Raw genomic sequence first — 18651 nt, 5'->3', positions numbered from 1 at the left:
TTCCGGCACCGCCCCCTCTGGACCATTCCCCGCACCCTACCTAGCTTGAGGGTCAAAGGAGATCTGCATGACCAACCCGATCCTGTCCGACTGGACCACGCCCTTTGAAATCGCGCCCTTCGCGGCGATTTCAGATGAAGATTTTGCCCCGGCACTGGATAAGGCGATGGCTGCGCATAACGCTCAGATCGGCGCGATTGCCGCTAACCCGGACGCGCCCACCTTTGCCAACACCATCGAGGCGCTTGAGGCGGCTGGGGAGCAGTTGGACAAGGTCCTGTCGGTGTTTTTCACGGTGGCAGGCGCTGACAGCAACCCGAAGCGTGAGGAATTGCAGCGTGACTTTTCGCCGAAACTGTCAGCGCATTTCTCGGGTATTTCCTCGAACAAGGACCTGTTCCGCCGGGTGGCCGATCTATGGCAGCGGCGCGATGATCTGGACCTGAGCGACGAGCAGGCGCGGGTTCTGATGCTGACGCACCGGGGCTTTGTCCGCGCCGGTGCCGCGCTTCAGGGCGAGGCCGATGAACGGATGCAGGAAATCAAATCGCGCCTTGCCTCGCTGGGTACGTCTTTCACCCAGAACCTGCTGGCGGATGAACGTGACTGGTTCATGGAACTGACCGAGGATGATCTGGACGGCCTGCCCGATTTCGTCATCGCTGCGGCCCGCGCAGCGGGTGAGGAAAAGGGCGCGAACGGGCCGGTTGTGACCCTGTCCCGCTCGCTGATCGTGCCGTTTCTGCAATTCTCATCCCGCCGCGACCTGCGGGAAACAGCCTATCGCGCCTGGGCTGCGCGGGGGGCAAATGGGAACGAGACCGACAACCGCGAGATTGCAGCCGAAATCCTGACCCTGCGGGAAGAGCGGGCCAAGCTGCTGGGCTATGACAGCTTTGCAGATTTCAAGCTGGAAACCGAAATGGCCCGCTCGCCCGACCGCGTGCGCGATCTGTTGATGCAGGTTTGGGAACCAGCCAAAGCCCGCGCCGATGCGGATGCCGAGATACTGAACGGTATGATGCAAGACGATGGCGTGAACGGCCCCTTGGAAGCCTGGGACTGGCGCTATTATGCCGAGAAACGCCGCAAGGCCGAGCATGATCTGGATGAGGCAGCACTGAAACCGTACCTGCAACTCGACCGTATGATCGAGGCGTCGTTTGCCTGTGCCAACCGTCTGTTCGGGCTGGAATTCGCGCCGCTGGACGTGCCGCTCTACCACCCCGATTGCCGGGCGTGGGAGGTGACGCGCAACGGGAAGCATGTAGCGGTTTTCATTGGCGATTACTTCGCCCGAGGCTCGAAACGGTCAGGGGCCTGGTGCAGCGCCATGCGGGCGCAGGCGAAATTCCCCGAAGAACAAACGCCCGTCGTAATCAACGTGTGCAACTTCGCCAAGGGCGATCCGGCGCTGCTGTCCTACGATGACGCGCGGACCCTGTTCCACGAGTTCGGCCATGCGCTGCATCAGATGCTGTCGAACGTGACCTATGAAAGCATCTCGGGCACGTCCGTCGCGCGGGATTTCGTCGAACTTCCCAGCCAGCTTTATGAACACTGGCTGGAAGTGCCCGAGGTTCTGGCAGAATACGCCACCCATGCAGAAACGGGTGAGCCGATGCCTCAGGCGATGTTGGAGAAGGTGCTGAAGGCAGCCAATTTCGACCAAGGGTTCCAGACGGTCGAATATGTGGCCTCGGCGCTGGTCGATCTGGCTTTTCACGAAGGCACGGCCCCGGTCGACCCGATGGCAAAACAGGCCGAGGTATTGGCTGAAATCGGGATGCCCATGGCCATTGGGATGCGCCACGCCACACCGCATTTCGCCCATGTCTTTGCGGGCGACGGGTACAGCGCAGGCTACTACAGCTACATGTGGTCCGAGGTCATGGATGCCGACGCCTTCGCCGCATTCGAAGAGGCCGGAGGAGCCTTTGATCCAGAACGCGCCAAGGCGCTGGAAGAGAATATCCTCTCCACCGGCGGCTCGCGTGAGGCCGAGGATTTGTATCTGGCCTTCCGGGGCCGCCTGCCGGGTGTCGAGGCCCTGCTGAAAGGGCGCGGGTTGATCGCCGCCTGATCGGATCGGGCCGTCAGTATCCCAACTGGCGGTCCACCAGATGCACAATGGGCTCACCGGCTTCGCCGCGCCGGATGTTCTCGCAGATCACCTGCGCCGCTGTGACAGGCCGGGTCTCTGACGCGATATGCGGCGTGACGGTCACGTTCGGATGTGTCCAATAGGGGTGTTCCGGCGGCAGGGGCTCGACCCGAAACACATCCAGCGTCGCGTGTCCGACTTGCCCGGTGTTCAGCGCCTCCAGCAGGGCGTCGTCATCGATCAACGGCCCGCGCCCCGGATTGATGATCTTTGCCCCTTTCGGCAACAGCGCCAGCGTTTCGGCGTTCAGAGTGTTTTCCGTCGCAGGCGTGTCTGGCAACAGCAGCACGACGATTTCGGATTGGGACAAGGCGGTGTGCAGACCGTCGGCACCATGCAGGCAGGTCACGCCTTGGATGTCCTTTTGGGTCCGGCTCCACCCCAATACGCGAAAGTTCAGCGCGGCCAGCGCCTGCGCTGCCGCTTGCCCCAACTCTCCCATCCCCAGCACGCAGACCGTGCGCTCGGTCGCAAGCGGTGGCGCGATCGGGGTCCAAACACCGTCCTGCTGGGTGATATGAGTATCCATGCCCAGATGGTACCGCAGGACATGGCCCACGACCCATTCCGTCATGCCTTGCGTCAACCCGTGATCAACCATGCGGGCCAGCGGAACAGTCAGAGTTGCGTTGTCGGCGATGCTTTCGACCCCGGCCCAGAGGCTCAGCACAGCCTTCAGCCTTGAATAGGGCGTGAAGTCCAGCAAGCCGCCATTTGGCGCATAGACGACATAATCCACCTGATCCGGGTCCATGTCGGTGGCCAGATGCACGTCCAACTCGGCCTGGGCCAGACCCTTGGTCAATAGTGGCTCGTAGATCGGCCAAAGGGCAGGGCGCGCAGAGAACAGAACGTTGACGGGCATGAAGGGCCTTTCAGATCAGCGGGGGCGGTGGATATGCGCGCTTTGGACAATGCCGAAGGCGGCCATTAGGACCAGCATGGCCGATCCGCCATAGCTGACCATTGGCAGCGGCACGCCCACAACCGGGGCCAGTCCCATCACCATCGACATGTTGACCGCAAAGAACAGGAAGAAGTTCAGCGCAATGCCCAGCACCACCAGTGACGAGAACCGATCCTTGGTCGACAGCGCCGTGACCATGCAGAAGATCAGGATCAGAGCATAGAGTATCAACAGAGTGATGCCGCCAACAAAGCCGAATTCCTCGGCCAGTGTGGTGAAGATGAAATCGGTGTGCTTCTCGGGCAGGAAATTCAGGCGCGACTGGGTGCCTTGCATGAAGCCGCGCCCGTTCCAGCCACCCGATCCCAAAGCGATTTTCGATTGGGTGATATGGTATCCGTCGCCAAGTGGATCGGATGAAGGATCAAGAAATGTGTCGATGCGGCGAAACTGATAGTCTTTCAGCAACTGCCATTCGGTTCCCCGGCTGTTGAAGACAGCGGCAATCAGCCCCGCCACTGCCGCTATTACCGCCGCAAAATAGGCCCAATGCACACCTGCCAAAAACATCAACCCGCCACCGGCGGCCAGCAACAGGATCGAGGTGCCAAGGTCCGGTTGCCGTAAGACCATGAAGGTCGGGATAAGGATAAGGATCACCGGAATGATCACCCAGAGCGGGCGAGAAGTTTTGTGAGAAGGCAGCCAATCGTAATAAGCCGCCAGCACCATGACCAATGCGACTTTCATAACCTCGGACGGTTGCAGCCGCATGAAACCAAGATCTATCCAGCGCTGAGCGCCCATACCTATGGTTCCAAAAAGCTCGACAAAAACCAGCAGAGCGATGGAACCCAGATAAGCCAGCACCGACATATTTCGCCAGAACCAGATCGGTACAAGCGCGATGATAAACATCACAGTTAAGCCCAGACCAAACCGCTCCATCTGAGGTTCGGCCCAGGGCATCCACGACCCGCCTGCCACGGAATAGAGCATCAGGAACCCGGCACTGGCCGTGCTGATCAGCAACAGGGTCAAAGGCCAGTTCATGTACAGAAACTTGCGGAACCCCGATGGCGTGGATTTGACGTTATACTCTAAATAGCTCATGCGCGGTCCTTTTCGTCAGGACGCGCTTTGGGGCGACGGTCGCCCTCAAGCCTCTTTTGCTGCTCTTTAATACGGTCCCGATCCGCGACCGGGTACGCCTCAAGCGGCGGGGTGCCCTTGTAGAGTGCCTGTAGCATGATATCTCGTGCAACCGGGGCCGCTGCTTTCGATCCGCCACCGCCATGTTCCACCACCACTGCAATCGCGTATTTGGGATTGTCGTAGGGCGCAAAACTGACGAACAGGGCGTGATCTCGGCGTTCCCACGGCAAATCCTCATTGCGGATCACCCCAGCAGCCCGTTCGGCCTTGGTGATGTTGCGAACCTGGCTGGTGCCGGTCTTGCCCGCCATACGCAGATCATCCGCAATGATACGGCTGCGATAGGCCGTCCCGCGCCTGTCGTTCGACACCGACCACATTGCCTCGCGAATGTAGCGCAGGTTGGTGGGGCTGATCGCTAGTGCTTCACCCGCGCCCGAGGGCTGTTCGACCCCGTTGACCGACCGCACCAGTCGGGGCGCAACGGCGCGTCCAGTGGCGATCCTTGCAGTCATCACGGCCAGTTGCATGGGCGAGGCGAGCATGAAGCCCTGCCCGATGGACGCATTGGCGGTATCACCGATCAGCCATTCCTCGCCATGGACCCGCTGTTTCCATGCCTGATTGGGCGCCAGCCCGGCGCGCACAGCGGACATCGGAATGTCATGTTTTATTCCCAGGCCAAGGATGTTGGACATCTCAGAGATTTTGTCGATGCCGACCTTGATCGCCACGTCGTAGTAATACACGTCGCAACTGCGCTTCAGCGATGTATTCAAGTCCACCATGCCATGACCGCCACGCTTCCAGCAGTGGAAGCGGCGGCTGCCGACCTTCAGGTGGCCGGGGCAATAGACGGTATTGCCAGGACCGATGACACCAGCCTCAAGTGCTGCCAGAGCGGTGACCATCTTAAAGGTGGAGCCTGGCGGATAGGTGCCCTGCACCGTTTTGTTGGCCAATGGGCGGTACTTGTCCTGCGTCAGTATTTGGTAATCCGCGACCGAGATTCCGCGGACGAACAGGTTGGGGTCAAAGCTGGGGGCCGAGGCCATCGCGCGCAGATCGCCGGTTTCGCAGTCGATGACCACAGCGGCGGCGCTTTCCCCGGCCAGTCGGGCTTGCGCATATTGCTGCAGGTCCGCATCGACCGAGAGCTGAAGGTCGGCACCGGGCTGACCCTCCTGCCGGTCCAATTCACGCATCACTCGGCCCGAAGCGTTAACCTCGATCCGCTTGGAGCCGGCACGGCCTCGCAGCGAGATCTCCTGTTTGGCTTCCAATCCGACCTTGCCGATCTGGAAGCGCGGGATGCGTAGCACCGGTTCGGGATCTTCGATCTGGCTGAGATCATAATCGCTGACCGGGCCGACATATCCGACGATATGAGCGAAATCCTCATATCTGGGGTATTGCCGGGTTGAACCGACCTCTGGCGTAACGCCGGGCAGGGCCGGGGCGTTCACCGCAACTTTCGAGATGTCCTCCCACGTCACCTGATCGGCCAGCGTCACCGGCAGAAACGGGGCCGAGCGGCGCATCTCGGTCTTGGCGCGTTCGATCTCATCCTCGTTCAGGGGGATGATGCTGGACAGCTCGGCGATCACCTTGTCGACGTCGCCTGCATCCTCGCGCACGATGACGATACGGTAGGACGGCGTGTTTTGCCCGATGATCTGCCCGTTACGGTCATAGATCCGCCCGCGTGTGGGTGGGATCAGGCGGATATTGATGCGGTTTTCTTCGGCCAGAAGCCGATATTGATCAGCCTGATCGACCTGCATGAACCGCATCCGCGCCGCCAGCCCGCCGACAAAGGCCGCTTGCAGCCCGCCCAGTATCAAGGCCCGGCGCGGCAGGCGTTTATAGGCAAGGCCCTGGGTTTTGGTCTTGCGCGGCTTCATGCCCGTGCCCCCGCAACACTGACGTCTGCTGCCGACATCCGTCGCACGCCAAAGACGGACTGGCTGAGCAGAACAATTGTCGGATAGGCCACAATCGTCACGACCAGCTGAAATAGGACGGGCGCAAAGGCGGCCTGATCAACGGACAGGACGGCCAGAATAACGCGGTTTCCAAGAAATACGGCAGTTGTGACCATGCCGACCGACATCCATTCACCCACAAAGCCCGCATCCCGCATGCCAGGTGCTGCCGAGCGCAGGTAGGCCGCGCCCAAAACCACCAGCGCCGCCAGTAATCCGGGCGGGCGTTGCAACAGCAAGTCAGCCATCAGCAACACGGCGGCGATCAGCAAGGTCGGTACGTAATCCGGGCGGCGCAGCACCCATGCAAAGGTCAGCGCGATCATGACATCCGGAAAGGGCCAGCGATCCGGTTGCGCGTTCAGCGGCAGAAGGTGGAGGAACAGGACCAGAAACGCCAACACCACGTAAAGCCCCCGCATCGCCCAGTTATGTGAGGCAGGTTTATCCATCGCCGGCCTCATTGGGTGTCAGAGCGGCTTCGGGGCGCGCCGGGCCGACAATGCCACCGGGATCGCGGATCGAGGGCGCCGCGTTGAACCGCAGAACCCGCAGAAACTCCAGCCGCTCGAAGTCGGCGGACAGGCGCACGCGCAGGCGACCGCCGGGGTCTGCGGCAATCTGGCCGATCAGCAGTCCGGCGGGAAATACGCCCCCATCGCCCGAGGTAATCACCCGGTCGCCGGGGCGCACAAGTTCGCGGTTTTCAAGGAATTCGACGGCTGGGGCCGGGGTGTTGTCGCCGGCGATCAGGGCCGTTTGCCCCGATGGCTGGATGGTCGCGGGAATGGCGCTAGAGGCGTCGGTCAGCAGAATGACACGCGCCGTATCTGGCCCCACGCCCGAAATCCGCCCGACCAGCCCGATCCCGTCCATCGTGGCCCAGCCGTCGACGATCCCGTCACGCTCACCCACATTCAGCAGAACGGACTGCCGGAAGGGTGAGCCGCTATCTGCCATCACAACCCCAGTGATATAGGTCAGGCGCGGATCAAGGCGCACATTGTTCAAGTCCAGCAGGCGCGCGTTTTCCTGTTCGAGTTGCAGCGCGGCCTCTTTCCAGGCGCGCATCAGGCGCAGTTCGGACCGCAGCTCGCGGTTTTGTTCGCTCAGGCGCTGATAGCTTTGGAAGTCGCGCACCAGATTGACGGTCGCCGTCACCGGCACCATGGCCCATTCCATCGAGGGGACAACGGCGTCCACCACCTGAGCGCGGAAACGCTCAACCCGAGGGCTATCAATGCGCCAGACGACAAAGATGCCCAACAGGCACAGCACAACGATCCCCAGAAGCAGACGCCGCAGCGGGGTCGTGTAGTCATCGCGCTGTGATCGGTCTTTTGCCACAGGTTACCTTCCCGTGCTGCTCGTGCCGAATTTACCCTATGTGCGAAGGGTGCGCGCCTTAGCTTTCGTAGTCAATCGCGTGGCGCAGCTGTTTTTCGTATTCTAGCGCCTTGCCGGTGCCCAAAGCCACACAATTCAGGCTTTCATCGGCAATCGACACGGCCAGACCGGTCTGTTCGCGCAGGGCCAGATCCAGATCGCCTAGCAGCGCGCCGCCGCCGGTCAGCATCACGCCCCGGTCCACAATATCCGCCGCCAGATCGGGCGGCGTGGTTTCCAGCGCGGTCATCACCGCCTCGCAGATCTGCTGGACCGGTTCCGACAGAGCCTCGGCCACCTGGGCCTGGCTGATCTCGATTTCCTTGGGCACGCCGTTCAGCAGGTCGCGGCCGCGGATATGCATCGACTGGCCCCGGCCATCGTCGGGCATCCGGGCGGTGCCGATGGTGGTCTTGATCCGTTCAGCGGTGGATTCACCGACCAGCAGGTTCTGCTGACGCCGCAGGTACGAGATAATGGCCTCGTCCATTCGGTCGCCGCCAACGCGGACTGAGCGGGCATAGACGATGTCGCCCAGCGACAGAACCGCAACCTCGGTGGTGCCGCCGCCGATATCGACGACCATGTTGCCGGTCGGATCAGTGATCGGCATCCCTGCGCCAATGGCTGCCGCAATCGGTTCCGCAATCAAACCGGCGCGGCGGGCGCCTGCGGACAGAACCGACTGACGGATCGCGCGCTTTTCAACGGGTGTCGCGCCATGAGGGACGCAGACGATGATCTTGGGTTTTGAGAAGGTCGAGCGTTTGTGCACCTTGCGGATGAAATGCTTGATCATCTCTTCGGCGGTGTCGAAATCTGCAATCACGCCCTCGCGCATCGGGCGGATCGCCTCGATGGAACCGGGGGTCCGGCCCAGCATCAGCTTGGCGTCTTCTCCGACGGCCAGAACCTTTTTTACGCCGTCCTTGACGTGATAGGCCACAACCGAAGGTTCAGACAGGATCACACCGCGACCTTTGACATAAACCAGCGTGTTTGCTGTCCCAAGGTCGATAGCCATGTCCGCTGTGAACAGGCCGCCCAGATTGCCAAAGATCCCCATGTTTCCCCTGATCCTGTATGTCGGTTTTTCTACTGCCCGCGACTCGACGGTTCCGGGACGGATGACTTATAGGGTGCCAACTCGCCCGGTAAAAGGGCTGATTCCGCGACAATCAGCACCTTTTCGCCTCATTTGCAGGGACTTTAGAAGGCAACATGCTCTCATATCAACATATTTACCACGCCGGGAATCTGGCGGATGTGCAAAAGCACGCATTGCTGGCCTGGACGCTGTCCTATCTGACCGGCAAGGACAAGCCGCTGACCTATGTGGAAACCCACTCCGGGCGCGGGGTGTACCGGCTGGATTCAGACGAGGCGCGCAAGACGGGTGAAGCGGCGGCGGGGATTGAGCGGGTGCAGCGGGGCGAATGGTTCGAGGCATCGCATCCGCTGACGCAGGCTATCGAGGCGACGCGGTCCAGATTTGGGTCGGCGTGTTATCCGGGATCACCCCTGATTGCGACAAGTTTGCTCAGACCACAGGACAGTTTGCATTTTGCCGAACTGCATCCGCAGGAACATGCTGCGCTGTCGCAGGCTGTGCCGGGGGGCAGCGTTAGGGTCTACAAGCAGGACGGGTATAATCTGGCGCAGTCCCTGCTGCCGCCCACGCCGCGCCGGGGGATGCTGCTGATCGATCCGAGTTATGAGGTGAAATCAGAGTATGATCGCCTGCCGGGTATCATCGCTAAGCTGCATCGCAAATGGAATGTCGGGGTCATCGCGCTTTGGTATCCGATCTTGCGGGATAACCGCCAACAACAGATGGTCGATGCATTGGTTCGGCAGAACTTAACCAAAGCGATGCAGCACGAGGTGACCTTTCCGGCGGCGCGAAAGGATCATCGCATGATCGGATCCGGCATGTTCGTGATCAACGCGCCGTTTGGCCTGAGCGACGAAGCGCAGAGACTGACGGACCTGTTCAAAACCCTTTGAAAGCTGGTGCGGCAAAGGGGTCTCCCGCCTCGCTTGCCAGCATCAAAGATGCCGTCAACCGAGTTGGCCCGGCAGCGCGCCCCAGGCCCGCTGCCGGGCCCAAAACCCAAGAAGGGTCGGCGAAGCCGGGCCGCCGCGGGTGCGGGAGCCTTTGGTCTGTTTAGGTCAGGTCCTTGTAACTGATCTCGCGCGTGTCCGCTCCGGGGCCTGCTTTCTCACGACGCATGATCAGACGGTTCAGCGCGTGGATATACGCCTTGGCCGAGGCTACGACGGTATCTGTGTTTGCAGATTGGCCGGTGGCGATCATGCCGTCTTCTTCCAGACGCACCGAGACGGTGGCTTGCGCGTCCGTGCCTTCGGTCACCGCGTGCACCTGATAGAGCTGCAAATGCGCTTTGTTGGGGTAAATCGCACGGATCGCCTTGAAGGTGGCATCGACGGGTCCGTCGCCATGTTCGGTCGCGATGATGTCCTTGCCGTCCATCTCCAGCTCGACGGTCGACTCGGCCTGTCCGCCAGTGCCGCAGGTGACCTTCATCGACACCAGTTGCAGGTAGTCATCCGCCTCGTCCAGTGTCATCAGGGCGATCAGGTCGTCGTCAAAGACCTCTTTCTTGCGGTCGGCCAGGTCCTTGAAGCGGACAAAGATATCGCGCAGCTGGTTGTCGCCGACCTCAAAACCCAGTGTCTCAAGTTTGTCGCGCAAGGCGGCGCGGCCCGAATGTTTGCCCAGCGGCAGGGATGTCCCCGTCAGACCAACATCTTCGGGGCGCATGATCTCGAAATTGTCACGGTTCTTCAGCATACCATCCTGATGGATGCCGCTTTCATGAGCGAAGGCGTTCTTGCCGACGATGGCCTTGTTGAACTGCACGTTAAAGCCCGACACGGTGGCGACCCGGCGTGAGATATGCATGATCTTGGTGGTATCGATACCGGTGTGGTAGGGCATGATATCGTTGCGCGTGCGCATGGCCATCACGACCTCTTCCAGCGCAGTGTTGCCCGCACGCTCACCCAGACCGTTGATGGTGCATTCGATCTGACGCGCGCCGCCGATGACGGCCGCCAGCGAGTTCGCAGTCGCCATGCCCAGATCGTTGTGGCAGTGGGTCGCAAACACGACCTCATCCGCGCCGGGCACGGTTGCGATCAGTCGCTTGATCAAATCAGCCGATTCCAGCGGTGCCGTGTAGCCCACCGTGTCGGGGATGTTGATCGTGGTCGCACCCGCCTTGATCGCAATCTCGATCACACGGCACAGGTAGTCCCATTCGGTCCGCGTTGCATCCATCGGCGACCATTGCACGTTTTCGCACAGATTGCGGGCATGGGTGACGGTGTCGTGGATTTTCTCGGCCATCTCGTCCTGGGTCAGGTTCGGAATGGCGCGGTGCAGCGGAGAGGTGCCGATAAATGTGTGAATGCGGCTTTTCTCGGCGTGTTTGATCGCCTCCCAGCACCGGTCGATATCGTTGAAATTGGCGCGGGCCAGACCGCAAATGCGGCTGTTCTTGGCGCGCTGGGAAATTTCGGTGACGGCTTTGAAGTCGCCTTCCGAGGCGATGGGAAAACCCGCCTCGATGATATCGACGCCCATCTCGTCCAGCAGTTCGGCGATCTCCAGCTTTTCTTCATGGGTCATGGTGGCGCCGGGGCTCTGCTCGCCGTCGCGCAAAGTGGTATCGAAGATCAAGACGCGGTCTTGGTCGGTCACGTTGGTCATGGGATTTCTCTTTCTTCTTCTGTCCTAAAGCCTATGGCGCGCGGGCGTCCTCCTCTGAGCGGGCGCGCCGGATGGCACGCTCAGAGGCGGATTAGGATCAGTAGGCCACGCAGCGACGTACCGCCAAAGGCGGTGTCGGCAAAAGGGATATCTGCGCGGTTGATCATGGGCGAAACTTATACAGAGCAGAAGGGGAATGAAAAGAACCAATTTTCAGGCTTTGCGGATTTGCCCCGGTTTCTTTTGCTTTGCGTGTTGAACCCATCTGTGCTGCCGCTAGGTGGGGCGGTATGAAGACAGCTTTGATCATTGGTGCATCCGGGGGGATCGGCGGCGCAATCTGCGACCGGCTTGTGGCACAGCGCGTGGCGGTGACCGGCCTGTCCCGGTCGCACGACGGGTTCGATCTGACCCGGCCCGAGGTGGCGTTGGCGCGTCTGGATGACCTGCAGGGGCCGTTCGATCTGGTCCTGGTCGCGTCAGGCGCATTGGAGATCAATGGCGCGCAGCCCGAGAAAACCATGCGCGCTGTGACGGCGCGGGCCATGATGGATCAGTATGCTCTGAATACGGTCGGCCCTGCGCTGATCCTTGGCCGGGCGCATCGGTTGCTGCCGCGCGACAGGCGATCCGTGATTGCGGTTTTGTCAGCGCGGGTCGGATCGATTGGCGACAATCGAATGGGCGGGTGGGTCAGTTATCGCGCGGCCAAGGCTGCGGTTAATCAGGTGGTTCACACGGCGTCTATCGAGTTGGCCCGGACGCACAAACAGGCGATTTGCGTCGCCTTGCACCCCGGAACGGTCAAAACCGAGTTCACGCGGAAATACCTAGGCCGACACCCCGCTGTCGCGCCAGAGGAGGCTGCTGAAAACCTGCTGCGTGTGACGGGGGCGCTGACCCAAGACAACACGGGTGGGTTCTTCGACTGGGCCGGGAAGCGGGTGCCCTGGTAGCAGGTCAGTTATCTGCGGGGGCCTCGGTTTCCGGTTCCCTGGCGCTTGGCGCATCCGGCTCTGCGTCTGGTGTGCCCTCGGTGGGTGCCGCATCTTCTGACGACAGGGCGTCGTTTTCCCAGAGGCCCGATTGCTCTTGCCCGTTGGCATAGCGCATAGTGCCCTGTCCCTGACGTTTGTTTTCGAAAAAGCCGCCCTCATACACGTCGCCCGAGGCATAGGTTGCCACGCCTACACCGGTGATTTTGCCGTCAAACCAGTCGCCGGTGTAGGTAAAGCCGCTGGGCGCCGTGATCGTTCCCTTTCCATGGCGAGCGCCATCGATGAAATCGCCCTCGTACACCGTGCCGTCGGCAAAGGTTGATTTCCCTTTGCCTTGCCGCGCACCGTCGATCCATTCGCCTTCATAGCGATAGCCATTGGCAAAGGTGACCGTGCCGGTGCCGTGGCTCAGGGCGTTGCGGAACTGGCCTGAATAGACCGTGCCATTGGGGTAGGTCGCCGTGCCGCGCCCCTCAAAAACCCCGGCAATCCAGTCGCCGTCATAGACGGTTCCGTCGGCATATGTGCTTTGGCCCTTGCCGTGCGGCAGATCTGCGCTCAGCTCACCGATATAGGCCGAGCCGTCCGGATAGGTGATCTCGCCAAAGCCTTCGATCTGGCCTTGCGACCATTCCCCGGAATAGCGGTAGCCATCGGTGCCAACGAAGGTGCCCTTGCCATGGCGGCGGTCGTCTTCATAATCGCCCTCGTAGACGCTGCCATTGGCGTAGGTTTCTTTGCCCTTGCCTTGACGGCGGCCTTTCGCAACTTCGCCTTCGTAGACATCGCCATTGGCCAGCGTCATTCGCCCGGTGCCGGTCATCAGGTTCTCGACCCACTGGCCGTCATATTCCAGACCGTCCGACTGGATCCAAAGACCCTGCCCATGGCGTTGGCCCTGCTGCACGTCGCCGTCGTAAACCGACCCGTCCGGGTAGGTGATCCTGGCCTTGCCCTGCATTTGGCCATCAGCCCAATCGCCGTCGTAGACATAGCCGCTGGGGTCCGTGCGCGTGCCCGTGCCATGGTGGCGCGAGTCCTTAAATTCACCCTCGTAACGCACGCCGCTGGCGTATTCCGCGACACCGGTGCCGTTGATGCCGCCACCTTGCCATTCGCCTTCGTAGGAACCGCCATCGGCATAGCTGATCTTGCCCTGACCCTCGGGCTTGCCTTCGGCGAATTGCCCGACATAGACCGACCCGTCGGCAAAACGCGCCGTGCCCTGGCCCTGAATGACGCCTTCGACCCATTCGCCGGTATATTCAAACCCGTTGGGTAGGCGGTAGGTTCCGGTGCCATGGCGCAGCCCGTTTTCGAACGTGCCCTCATAGACGCCGCCGACCTCGTCATCCTTGGTGATCACCGTCCCGTCCTGGGCAAATGCGGCTGTCATCGTCAGGGACAGAATCCCGACTGTGAGAGAGTTGCGGATCAGCTTCATGTATCGTCCTGCCTGCCCGGTGATCGTTTTCGCTTTGGTTGGCGCAAAAATAAGGGACCGCACAGGTCAGAGCAACGGCTTTTGCGGCATTGGTCTTTCACTCGCGCAACGATCTGCTAAATGCATTAGCACCAACGAGGGCAAGAGGGCAGCATGGCCGACCGTTTCCGCATCACTCTGGCACAGCTTAACCCCACCGTGGGCGATATCGAGGGCAACGCAGCCAAAGCCTTGGCCGTGTGGGAGCAAGCCCGCGAGGTCGGGGCCGATCTTGTGGCGTTTCCCGAGATGTTCATCACCGGGTACAACACGCAGGACCTGATCCTGAAGCCGGTCTTCCACCGTGCCGCGATGGCAGCGGTGCAGGATCTGGCCGCGCAATGCGCGGATGGTCCGGCTGTGGCGATTGGTGGACCTTGGGCCGAGAACGACAGCCTGTTCAACGCCTATCTGATCCTCAAGGGCGGGCGGATCACCAGCAAGGTTTTGAAACATCACCTGCCGAACGAGACGGTTTTTGACGAGGTGCGCCTGTATGATTCCGGTCCTCTGGGCGGGCCGTATTCGGTCGGGAACTCGCGCATCGGCAGCCCGATCTGCGAGGATAGCTGGCACCCGGATGTTGCCGAAACGCTGGAAGAAACCGGGGCCGAGTTTCTGCTGATCCCCAATGGCTCGCCTTATTTCCGGGACAAATACGATGTGCGCCTGAACCATATGGTCGCGCGGGTGGTCGAGACCGGCCTGCCGCTGATTTACCTGAATATGGTGGGTGGGCAGGACGATCAGGTGTTCGACGGTGCCACATTCGGCCTGAACCCGGGCGGAGAGCTTGCCTTTCGCATGCCGGTTTTTGACGAAACCGTCACCCATGTGGACCTTGAGCGGGGCGATGACGGCTGGCGGATTATCCCCGCCGAGATTGTGCCTCAACCCGATGCGTGGGAACAGGATTACCGCGCCATGGTGGAATCCTTACGCGATTATATGGGGAAGACCGGTTTCAAAAAGGCGTTGCTGGGTCTGTCGGGCGGTGTAGATTCCGCTCTGGTCGCGGCCATAGCCGTGGATGCCATCGGGGCAGAGAATGTGCGCTGCGTGATGCTGCCGTCGGAATACACCAGCCAGGCCTCACTGGACGATGCCGAGGCGGTCGCCAAAGCGCTGGGCGTGCACTACGACTTTGTTCCGATCTCGGACAGCCGGGCTGCGGTAACGGATACGCTGGCCCCCCTGTTTGAAGGGCGCGACGCGGACCTGACCGAAGAGAACATCCAGTCCCGCCTGCGCGGTGTGCTGCTGATGGCGATCTCGAACAAATTTGGCGAGATGTTGCTGACCACGGGCAACAAATCCGAGGTCGCGGTGGGCTATGCCACGATCTATGGGGACATGAATGGCGGCTACAACCCAATCAAGGACCTCTACAAGACCCGCGTGTTCGAGACCTGCCGCTGGCGCAATGCCAATCACCGTGCGTGGATGATGGGCCCGGAGGGTGAAGTCATTCGCCCCTCGGTCATCGACAAACCTCCAAGCGCGGAGCTGCGCGAAGATCAGAAAGACAGCGACAGCCTGCCGGATTATCCGGTGCTGGACGGTATTCTGAACATTCTGGTGGATCAGGACGGCTCGATTGCCGATTGCGTCGCGGCCGGATATGACGAACAGGACGCCCGCAAGGTCGAACATCTGGTCTATATCAGCGAATACAAGCGGTTCCAGTCAGCGCCAGGCACCCGTCTGACCAGCCGTGCGTTCTGGCTGGACAGACGCTATCCCATTGTGAATCGCTGGCGGGATCGGGGCTGAGGCCGATGCGCGGCCTTGTTTCTAAAAACAGTTCTGCATCATGATCTTATATTGTTTCCATTTTGGGGTCATTGAGGCTGAAATGATGGCCCCAAAGGGGTTCTTAACCTTGTTCGGCTGACATTTTTCTGCCACATTTATGCTTGGAAGTTGCCCAATGTGGGGCGGATGTGACGCATTGCTGTTGAGTTCGCAGTTTTTCGACAAGTGATTTTTGTCTCGTGCGGCGCATCCGGGGTTGGATGTCTGAGTTAATAGTGTGGTGTTAACATGTACGAGGAATACGATAAGTCTCTGCACGCGCCGTGGCAGTACAGAACGATGGAATCTCCGGCGCAGGAACTGGATGAAGAAAAGCTGGACGCGGCCATTGCTGACCTGCTTGGCGAACAAGCAGCGGAAGACAAGGCCGAACCATCGCAGCGGCTGGAATTTCCCGATCTGAAATCGCAAAAAGAGGTTTCGGCGCAAGCCGACGCAAAAGAGGCCGGATTGTCGGCGTCACTGCGTCAGAAATGGGCTGAACTGTCCGGCGCCGCCTAACTCTGAGTCAGAACCTGAAGTGACCCGCCGGGCGTATGCTTTGGCGCGGCTGCCACACGTCCGGACATTTGATAGGGCTGTGCTGAAAACCTGTTGTCAGGACCAGCAAGTTCAGCATCCTTGTACTCTGATAAATTGAGTATGAGCGGTAGATGCCCGGTCCCAAACCGACCCCATTTGAATCCGATCTTTCCCTGCCAAAATCCGTAGACACCGTCGTGATTGGTGGCGGTATCATTGGCGTTTCAACCGCGCTGGAACTGGCCGAGCGGGGCGTGTCCGTCCTGTTGTGTGAAAAGGGGCAGATCGCGGGGGAACAAAGCTCGCGCAATTGGGGTTGGGTGCGTTTGGGGATGCGTGACCCGCGCGAAATTCCGTTGATGCAGGAAGCCACCCGGATCTGGCAAAACCTGGACAATCGTCTTGGACGGCAAACCGGATATGTGCAATCGGGCATTCTGTTCGGCGCATCCGGGGCGCGGCAGGCCAGCAATCTGGAACGCTGGCTGCGCCATTTGGACGGATTGCAAACCGGGGCGCGGATTGTGCCTGCGTCTGAACTGGCAAAAATATTGCCCGGCTATACCGGTACACTCGATTGCGCGCTGCACATGCCGCAGGACGGGCGCGCCGAACCGCAGCTTGCGGCACCTGCAATTGCCGAAGGGGCCCGCGACCGGGGTGCGGCGACCATGACCAATTGCGCCGTGCGCAGCCTTGACGTGCAGGGCGGACGCGTTGCCGGCGTGTTCACCGAACGCGGGCGCGTGGCCTGTGACCGGGTGGTCCTGGCAGGCGGTGCGTGGTCGCGCTTGTTTGCGGGCAATGCAGGCATCAATCTGCCGCAGCTGAAAGTGCTGAACACCGTTCTGCGCAGCTCACCTGTCGAGGATGGGCCGGACACAGCGCTGTGGTCCAATGACTTTGCAATCCGAAAACGCGCAGACGGCGGGTATTCCATCGCCTCGGCCCATCAAAACACTTATGACATCGTGCCCGACAGCTTTCGCCTTGCGTGGCAATTCCTGCCTGCGTTTTTTCAGGAATGGAAATCCCTGCGCTTTCGGCTCTCTGGTCGTTGGAAGGCCGAGGCGGCGCAGGACCGGTCGTGGGTGCCTACCGATGTGACCCCGTTCGAACATTGCCGCGTTCTGGACCCCGAGCCATCGCCGAAGGCCCTGCGCACATCCTGGGCCAACGCGATCAAGGCCTTCCCGGCGCTACAGCAGGCTGAAGTGGTGCAAAGCTGGGCCGGGCTTATCGATGTGACCCCCGACGCGATCCCGGTGATCTCGGGCGTCGAGGGTATCCCCGGCATGTTCATCGCCACCGGGTTTTCGGGCCATGGCTTCGGCATCGGGCCCGGTGCAGGTCGCCTGATGGCCGATCTGGTGATGCAGTCGACGCCCTGTGTGGATCCGGCCGCCTTCCGCCTGTCGCGTTTCACGGATGGTTCAAAGGTGCGGCCGGACCCTGGGTATTGAGGCGTCAGCCCATCATCTGATAGCTGACCGGGACAAAGCGGAAGCCTTCGCCGCGGGTCTCGACATACCCGGCAGCCGGGAACGGCATGTGGTAGCCGATCATTGGCACCTTGTCGGCGGCCAGCAGGCCCAGGATTTTGCGGCGGGATTCAGTGGCTGCAGCCTTGTCCATGTCAAAACGAACCTCCCATTCGGGGTGCGCGAAGGACCAGACATAGTGATTGGCAAGGTCTGCCGTCAGGATCAGCCGCTGGCCATTGCTTTCCAGATGGTAAACCATATGGCCGGGCGTATGGCCGAACGTCGCCATTGCCGTCACACCAGAGACAACGTCGCCGCCATCTTCGATGAACGTCATTTTCTCGGCCAAAGGTGTGACTTTTGCCGCGACCAGATCACCGACCCGATTGCCAGCCTCCTGAGCGGACCAGAAATCATATTCTTGCGCGGCGGTGACATAGCGCGCATTGGGGAATGTCTCTGCGTCATTGGTGGTCATGCCGCCAATGTGGTCGGGATGCATATGGGTGATGACAACGACGTCGATCTGATCCGGTGTCACCCCGGCATCTGCAAGGGCTGCCTGAATGCCGCCCTGACCAAGCCCGGTGTCGAACAGAACCAGCTCGGCCCCGGTGTTCACCAGCGTCGGCGTAAAGAAGAACTGCGCAACGTCGGGCGAAATGAAGTTTTCCGCCGAGACGCGTGCAAAGTCTTCGTCGGATGCACCGCCGCCAAAGATCTCTTGCGCGCCATCGCGCGGCAGACTGCCGTCCAGTAGCGTTGTGACAGTGAAGTCGCCCAACTGGAACGATCTTGCGATGGTCGAGTTCGCCTTGGTCTCGGCCCCGGCTGCCAATAGCGGGGTTGTTGCGGATGCAAATGGAAGGGCTGCGGCGGCGCCCAGGGCCGCTCTGCGTGTTAAGTTGATGGCCATGTCTTCGTCTCCCTGTCAGAACGCCAGATAATAAGTTAGTTCGTTGCGGGTCGTGCGCCAGTGTATAGCCCGGTTTGGCACGCAATTGGATGAACATTAC

Annotated in this window: 15 protein-coding genes; 6 read left to right on the top strand and 9 right to left on the bottom strand. The window is 60.7% G+C overall.

Annotated elements, in window-relative coordinates; all coding sequences use genetic code 11:
* The first annotated feature begins 67 nt into the window (after positions 1-67).
* Positions 68-2083 (top strand): M3 family metallopeptidase, encoded by a 2016-nt coding sequence (locus ACR0AC_RS15290; RefSeq protein ID WP_480874557.1) that lies wholly within the window; start codon positions 68-70, stop codon positions 2081-2083.
* A 13-nt stretch (positions 2084-2096) separates the two neighbouring features.
* On the opposite strand, the gene ACR0AC_RS15285 is transcribed toward ACR0AC_RS15290, so the two are convergent.
* Genes ACR0AC_RS15285 through ACR0AC_RS15260 form a run of 6 tightly spaced genes read right to left on the bottom strand, consistent with a single transcriptional unit; the run spans position 2097 to position 8663 of the window.
* Entirely contained in the window at positions 2097-3029 is a 933-nt protein-coding gene (locus ACR0AC_RS15285) for a 2-hydroxyacid dehydrogenase (protein ID WP_480874554.1), read from the bottom strand.
* Between the two features lie 15 nt (positions 3030-3044).
* Positions 3045-4184, bottom strand: a complete 1140-nt coding sequence (rodA, locus tag ACR0AC_RS15280) for a rod shape-determining protein RodA (protein WP_170455550.1) — start codon at positions 4182-4184, stop codon at positions 3045-3047.
* A complete protein-coding gene (gene mrdA, locus ACR0AC_RS15275; RefSeq protein ID WP_170455548.1) occupies positions 4181-6130 on the bottom strand; it encodes a penicillin-binding protein 2 in 1950 nt (649 codons plus the stop codon). The genes rodA and mrdA overlap by 4 nt, the downstream gene beginning before the upstream one ends.
* Entirely contained in the window at positions 6127-6663 is a 537-nt protein-coding gene (locus ACR0AC_RS15270) for a rod shape-determining protein MreD (RefSeq protein ID WP_170455547.1), read from the bottom strand. The genes mrdA and ACR0AC_RS15270 overlap by 4 nt, the downstream gene beginning before the upstream one ends.
* Complete coding sequence (mreC, locus tag ACR0AC_RS15265) at positions 6656-7558, bottom strand: rod shape-determining protein MreC (RefSeq protein WP_170455545.1); 903 nt, start codon at positions 7556-7558, stop codon at positions 6656-6658. The genes ACR0AC_RS15270 and mreC overlap by 8 nt, the downstream gene beginning before the upstream one ends.
* 58 nt (positions 7559-7616) lie before the next feature.
* A complete protein-coding gene (locus ACR0AC_RS15260; protein ID WP_039523195.1) occupies positions 7617-8663 on the bottom strand; it encodes a rod shape-determining protein in 1047 nt (348 codons plus the stop codon).
* Positions 8664-8818: 155 nt separating this feature from the next.
* Here ACR0AC_RS15260 and ACR0AC_RS15255 point away from each other — a divergent pair, with 155 nt between their 5' ends.
* A complete protein-coding gene (locus tag ACR0AC_RS15255; RefSeq protein WP_480874549.1) occupies positions 8819-9604 on the top strand; it encodes a 23S rRNA (adenine(2030)-N(6))-methyltransferase RlmJ in 786 nt (261 codons plus the stop codon).
* 160 nt (positions 9605-9764) lie between these two features.
* On the opposite strand, the gene ACR0AC_RS15250 is transcribed toward ACR0AC_RS15255, so the two are convergent.
* Positions 9765-11333: a 2-isopropylmalate synthase gene (locus tag ACR0AC_RS15250; RefSeq protein WP_170455540.1), complete on the bottom strand. Its 1569-nt coding sequence runs from the start codon at positions 11331-11333 to the stop codon at positions 9765-9767.
* A 290-nt stretch (positions 11334-11623) separates the two neighbouring features.
* Here ACR0AC_RS15250 and ACR0AC_RS15245 point away from each other — a divergent pair, with 290 nt between their 5' ends.
* Positions 11624-12289: an SDR family NAD(P)-dependent oxidoreductase gene (locus ACR0AC_RS15245; RefSeq protein ID WP_480874546.1), complete on the top strand. Its 666-nt coding sequence runs from the start codon at positions 11624-11626 to the stop codon at positions 12287-12289.
* 4 nt (positions 12290-12293) lie between these two features.
* On the opposite strand, the gene ACR0AC_RS15240 is transcribed toward ACR0AC_RS15245, so the two are convergent.
* Complete coding sequence (locus ACR0AC_RS15240) at positions 12294-13775, bottom strand: MORN repeat-containing protein (protein ID WP_480874544.1); 1482 nt, start codon at positions 13773-13775, stop codon at positions 12294-12296.
* A gap of 153 nt (positions 13776-13928) precedes the next feature.
* Here ACR0AC_RS15240 and ACR0AC_RS15235 point away from each other — a divergent pair, with 153 nt between their 5' ends.
* The 3 genes from ACR0AC_RS15235 to ACR0AC_RS15225 all read left to right on the top strand — a co-directional run bounded on the left by ACR0AC_RS15235 (position 13929) and on the right by ACR0AC_RS15225 (position 17614).
* Positions 13929-15587, top strand: coding sequence for an NAD+ synthase (locus tag ACR0AC_RS15235; RefSeq protein WP_480874542.1), 1659 nt, complete (start codon positions 13929-13931; stop codon positions 15585-15587).
* 270 nt (positions 15588-15857) lie between these two features.
* Positions 15858-16130, top strand: coding sequence for a hypothetical protein (locus ACR0AC_RS15230; protein ID WP_170455532.1), 273 nt, complete (start codon positions 15858-15860; stop codon positions 16128-16130).
* A gap of 152 nt (positions 16131-16282) precedes the next feature.
* Positions 16283-17614: an NAD(P)/FAD-dependent oxidoreductase gene (locus ACR0AC_RS15225; RefSeq protein WP_480874539.1), complete on the top strand. Its 1332-nt coding sequence runs from the start codon at positions 16283-16285 to the stop codon at positions 17612-17614.
* A gap of 4 nt (positions 17615-17618) precedes the next feature.
* Here ACR0AC_RS15225 and ACR0AC_RS15220 read toward each other — a convergent pair whose 3' ends face one another.
* On the bottom strand, positions 17619-18551 hold the full coding sequence (locus ACR0AC_RS15220; RefSeq protein WP_480874536.1) for an MBL fold metallo-hydrolase: 933 nt from the start codon (positions 18549-18551) through the stop codon (positions 17619-17621).
* Between the last annotated feature and the right edge of the window lie 100 nt (positions 18552-18651).

Source organism: Ruegeria sp. H7, from assembly GCF_056532945.1.
Note: the sequence above shows the minus strand (reverse complement) of the source record. Positions and strands in the feature narration are given on the sequence as shown.

Bases quoted from the DNA above. Each gene is read 5' to 3' on its own strand.
- ACR0AC_RS15290 (WP_480874557.1), top strand. From the start codon at position 68: ATGACCAACCCGATCCTGTCCGACTGGACCACGCCCTTTGAAATCGCG.
- ACR0AC_RS15285 (WP_480874554.1), bottom strand. From the start codon at position 3,029: ATGCCCGTCAACGTTCTGTTCTCTGCGCGCCCTGCCCTTTGGCCGATC.
- rodA (WP_170455550.1), bottom strand. From the start codon at position 4,184: ATGAGCTATTTAGAGTATAACGTCAAATCCACGCCATCGGGGTTCCGC.
- mrdA (WP_170455548.1), bottom strand. From the start codon at position 6,130: ATGAAGCCGCGCAAGACCAAAACCCAGGGCCTTGCCTATAAACGCCTG.
- ACR0AC_RS15270 (WP_170455547.1), bottom strand. From the start codon at position 6,663: ATGGATAAACCTGCCTCACATAACTGGGCGATGCGGGGGCTTTACGTG.
- ACR0AC_RS15260 (WP_039523195.1), bottom strand. From the start codon at position 8,663: ATGGGGATCTTTGGCAATCTGGGCGGCCTGTTCACAGCGGACATGGCT.
- ACR0AC_RS15255 (WP_480874549.1), top strand. From the start codon at position 8,819: ATGCTCTCATATCAACATATTTACCACGCCGGGAATCTGGCGGATGTG.
- ACR0AC_RS15250 (WP_170455540.1), bottom strand. From the start codon at position 11,333: ATGACCAACGTGACCGACCAAGACCGCGTCTTGATCTTCGATACCACT.
- ACR0AC_RS15245 (WP_480874546.1), top strand. From the start codon at position 11,624: ATGAAGACAGCTTTGATCATTGGTGCATCCGGGGGGATCGGCGGCGCA.
- ACR0AC_RS15240 (WP_480874544.1), bottom strand. From the start codon at position 13,775: ATGAAGCTGATCCGCAACTCTCTCACAGTCGGGATTCTGTCCCTGACG.
- ACR0AC_RS15235 (WP_480874542.1), top strand. From the start codon at position 13,929: ATGGCCGACCGTTTCCGCATCACTCTGGCACAGCTTAACCCCACCGTG.
- ACR0AC_RS15230 (WP_170455532.1), top strand. From the start codon at position 15,858: ATGTACGAGGAATACGATAAGTCTCTGCACGCGCCGTGGCAGTACAGA.
- ACR0AC_RS15225 (WP_480874539.1), top strand. From the start codon at position 16,283: ATGCCCGGTCCCAAACCGACCCCATTTGAATCCGATCTTTCCCTGCCA.
- ACR0AC_RS15220 (WP_480874536.1), bottom strand. From the start codon at position 18,551: ATGGCCATCAACTTAACACGCAGAGCGGCCCTGGGCGCCGCCGCAGCC.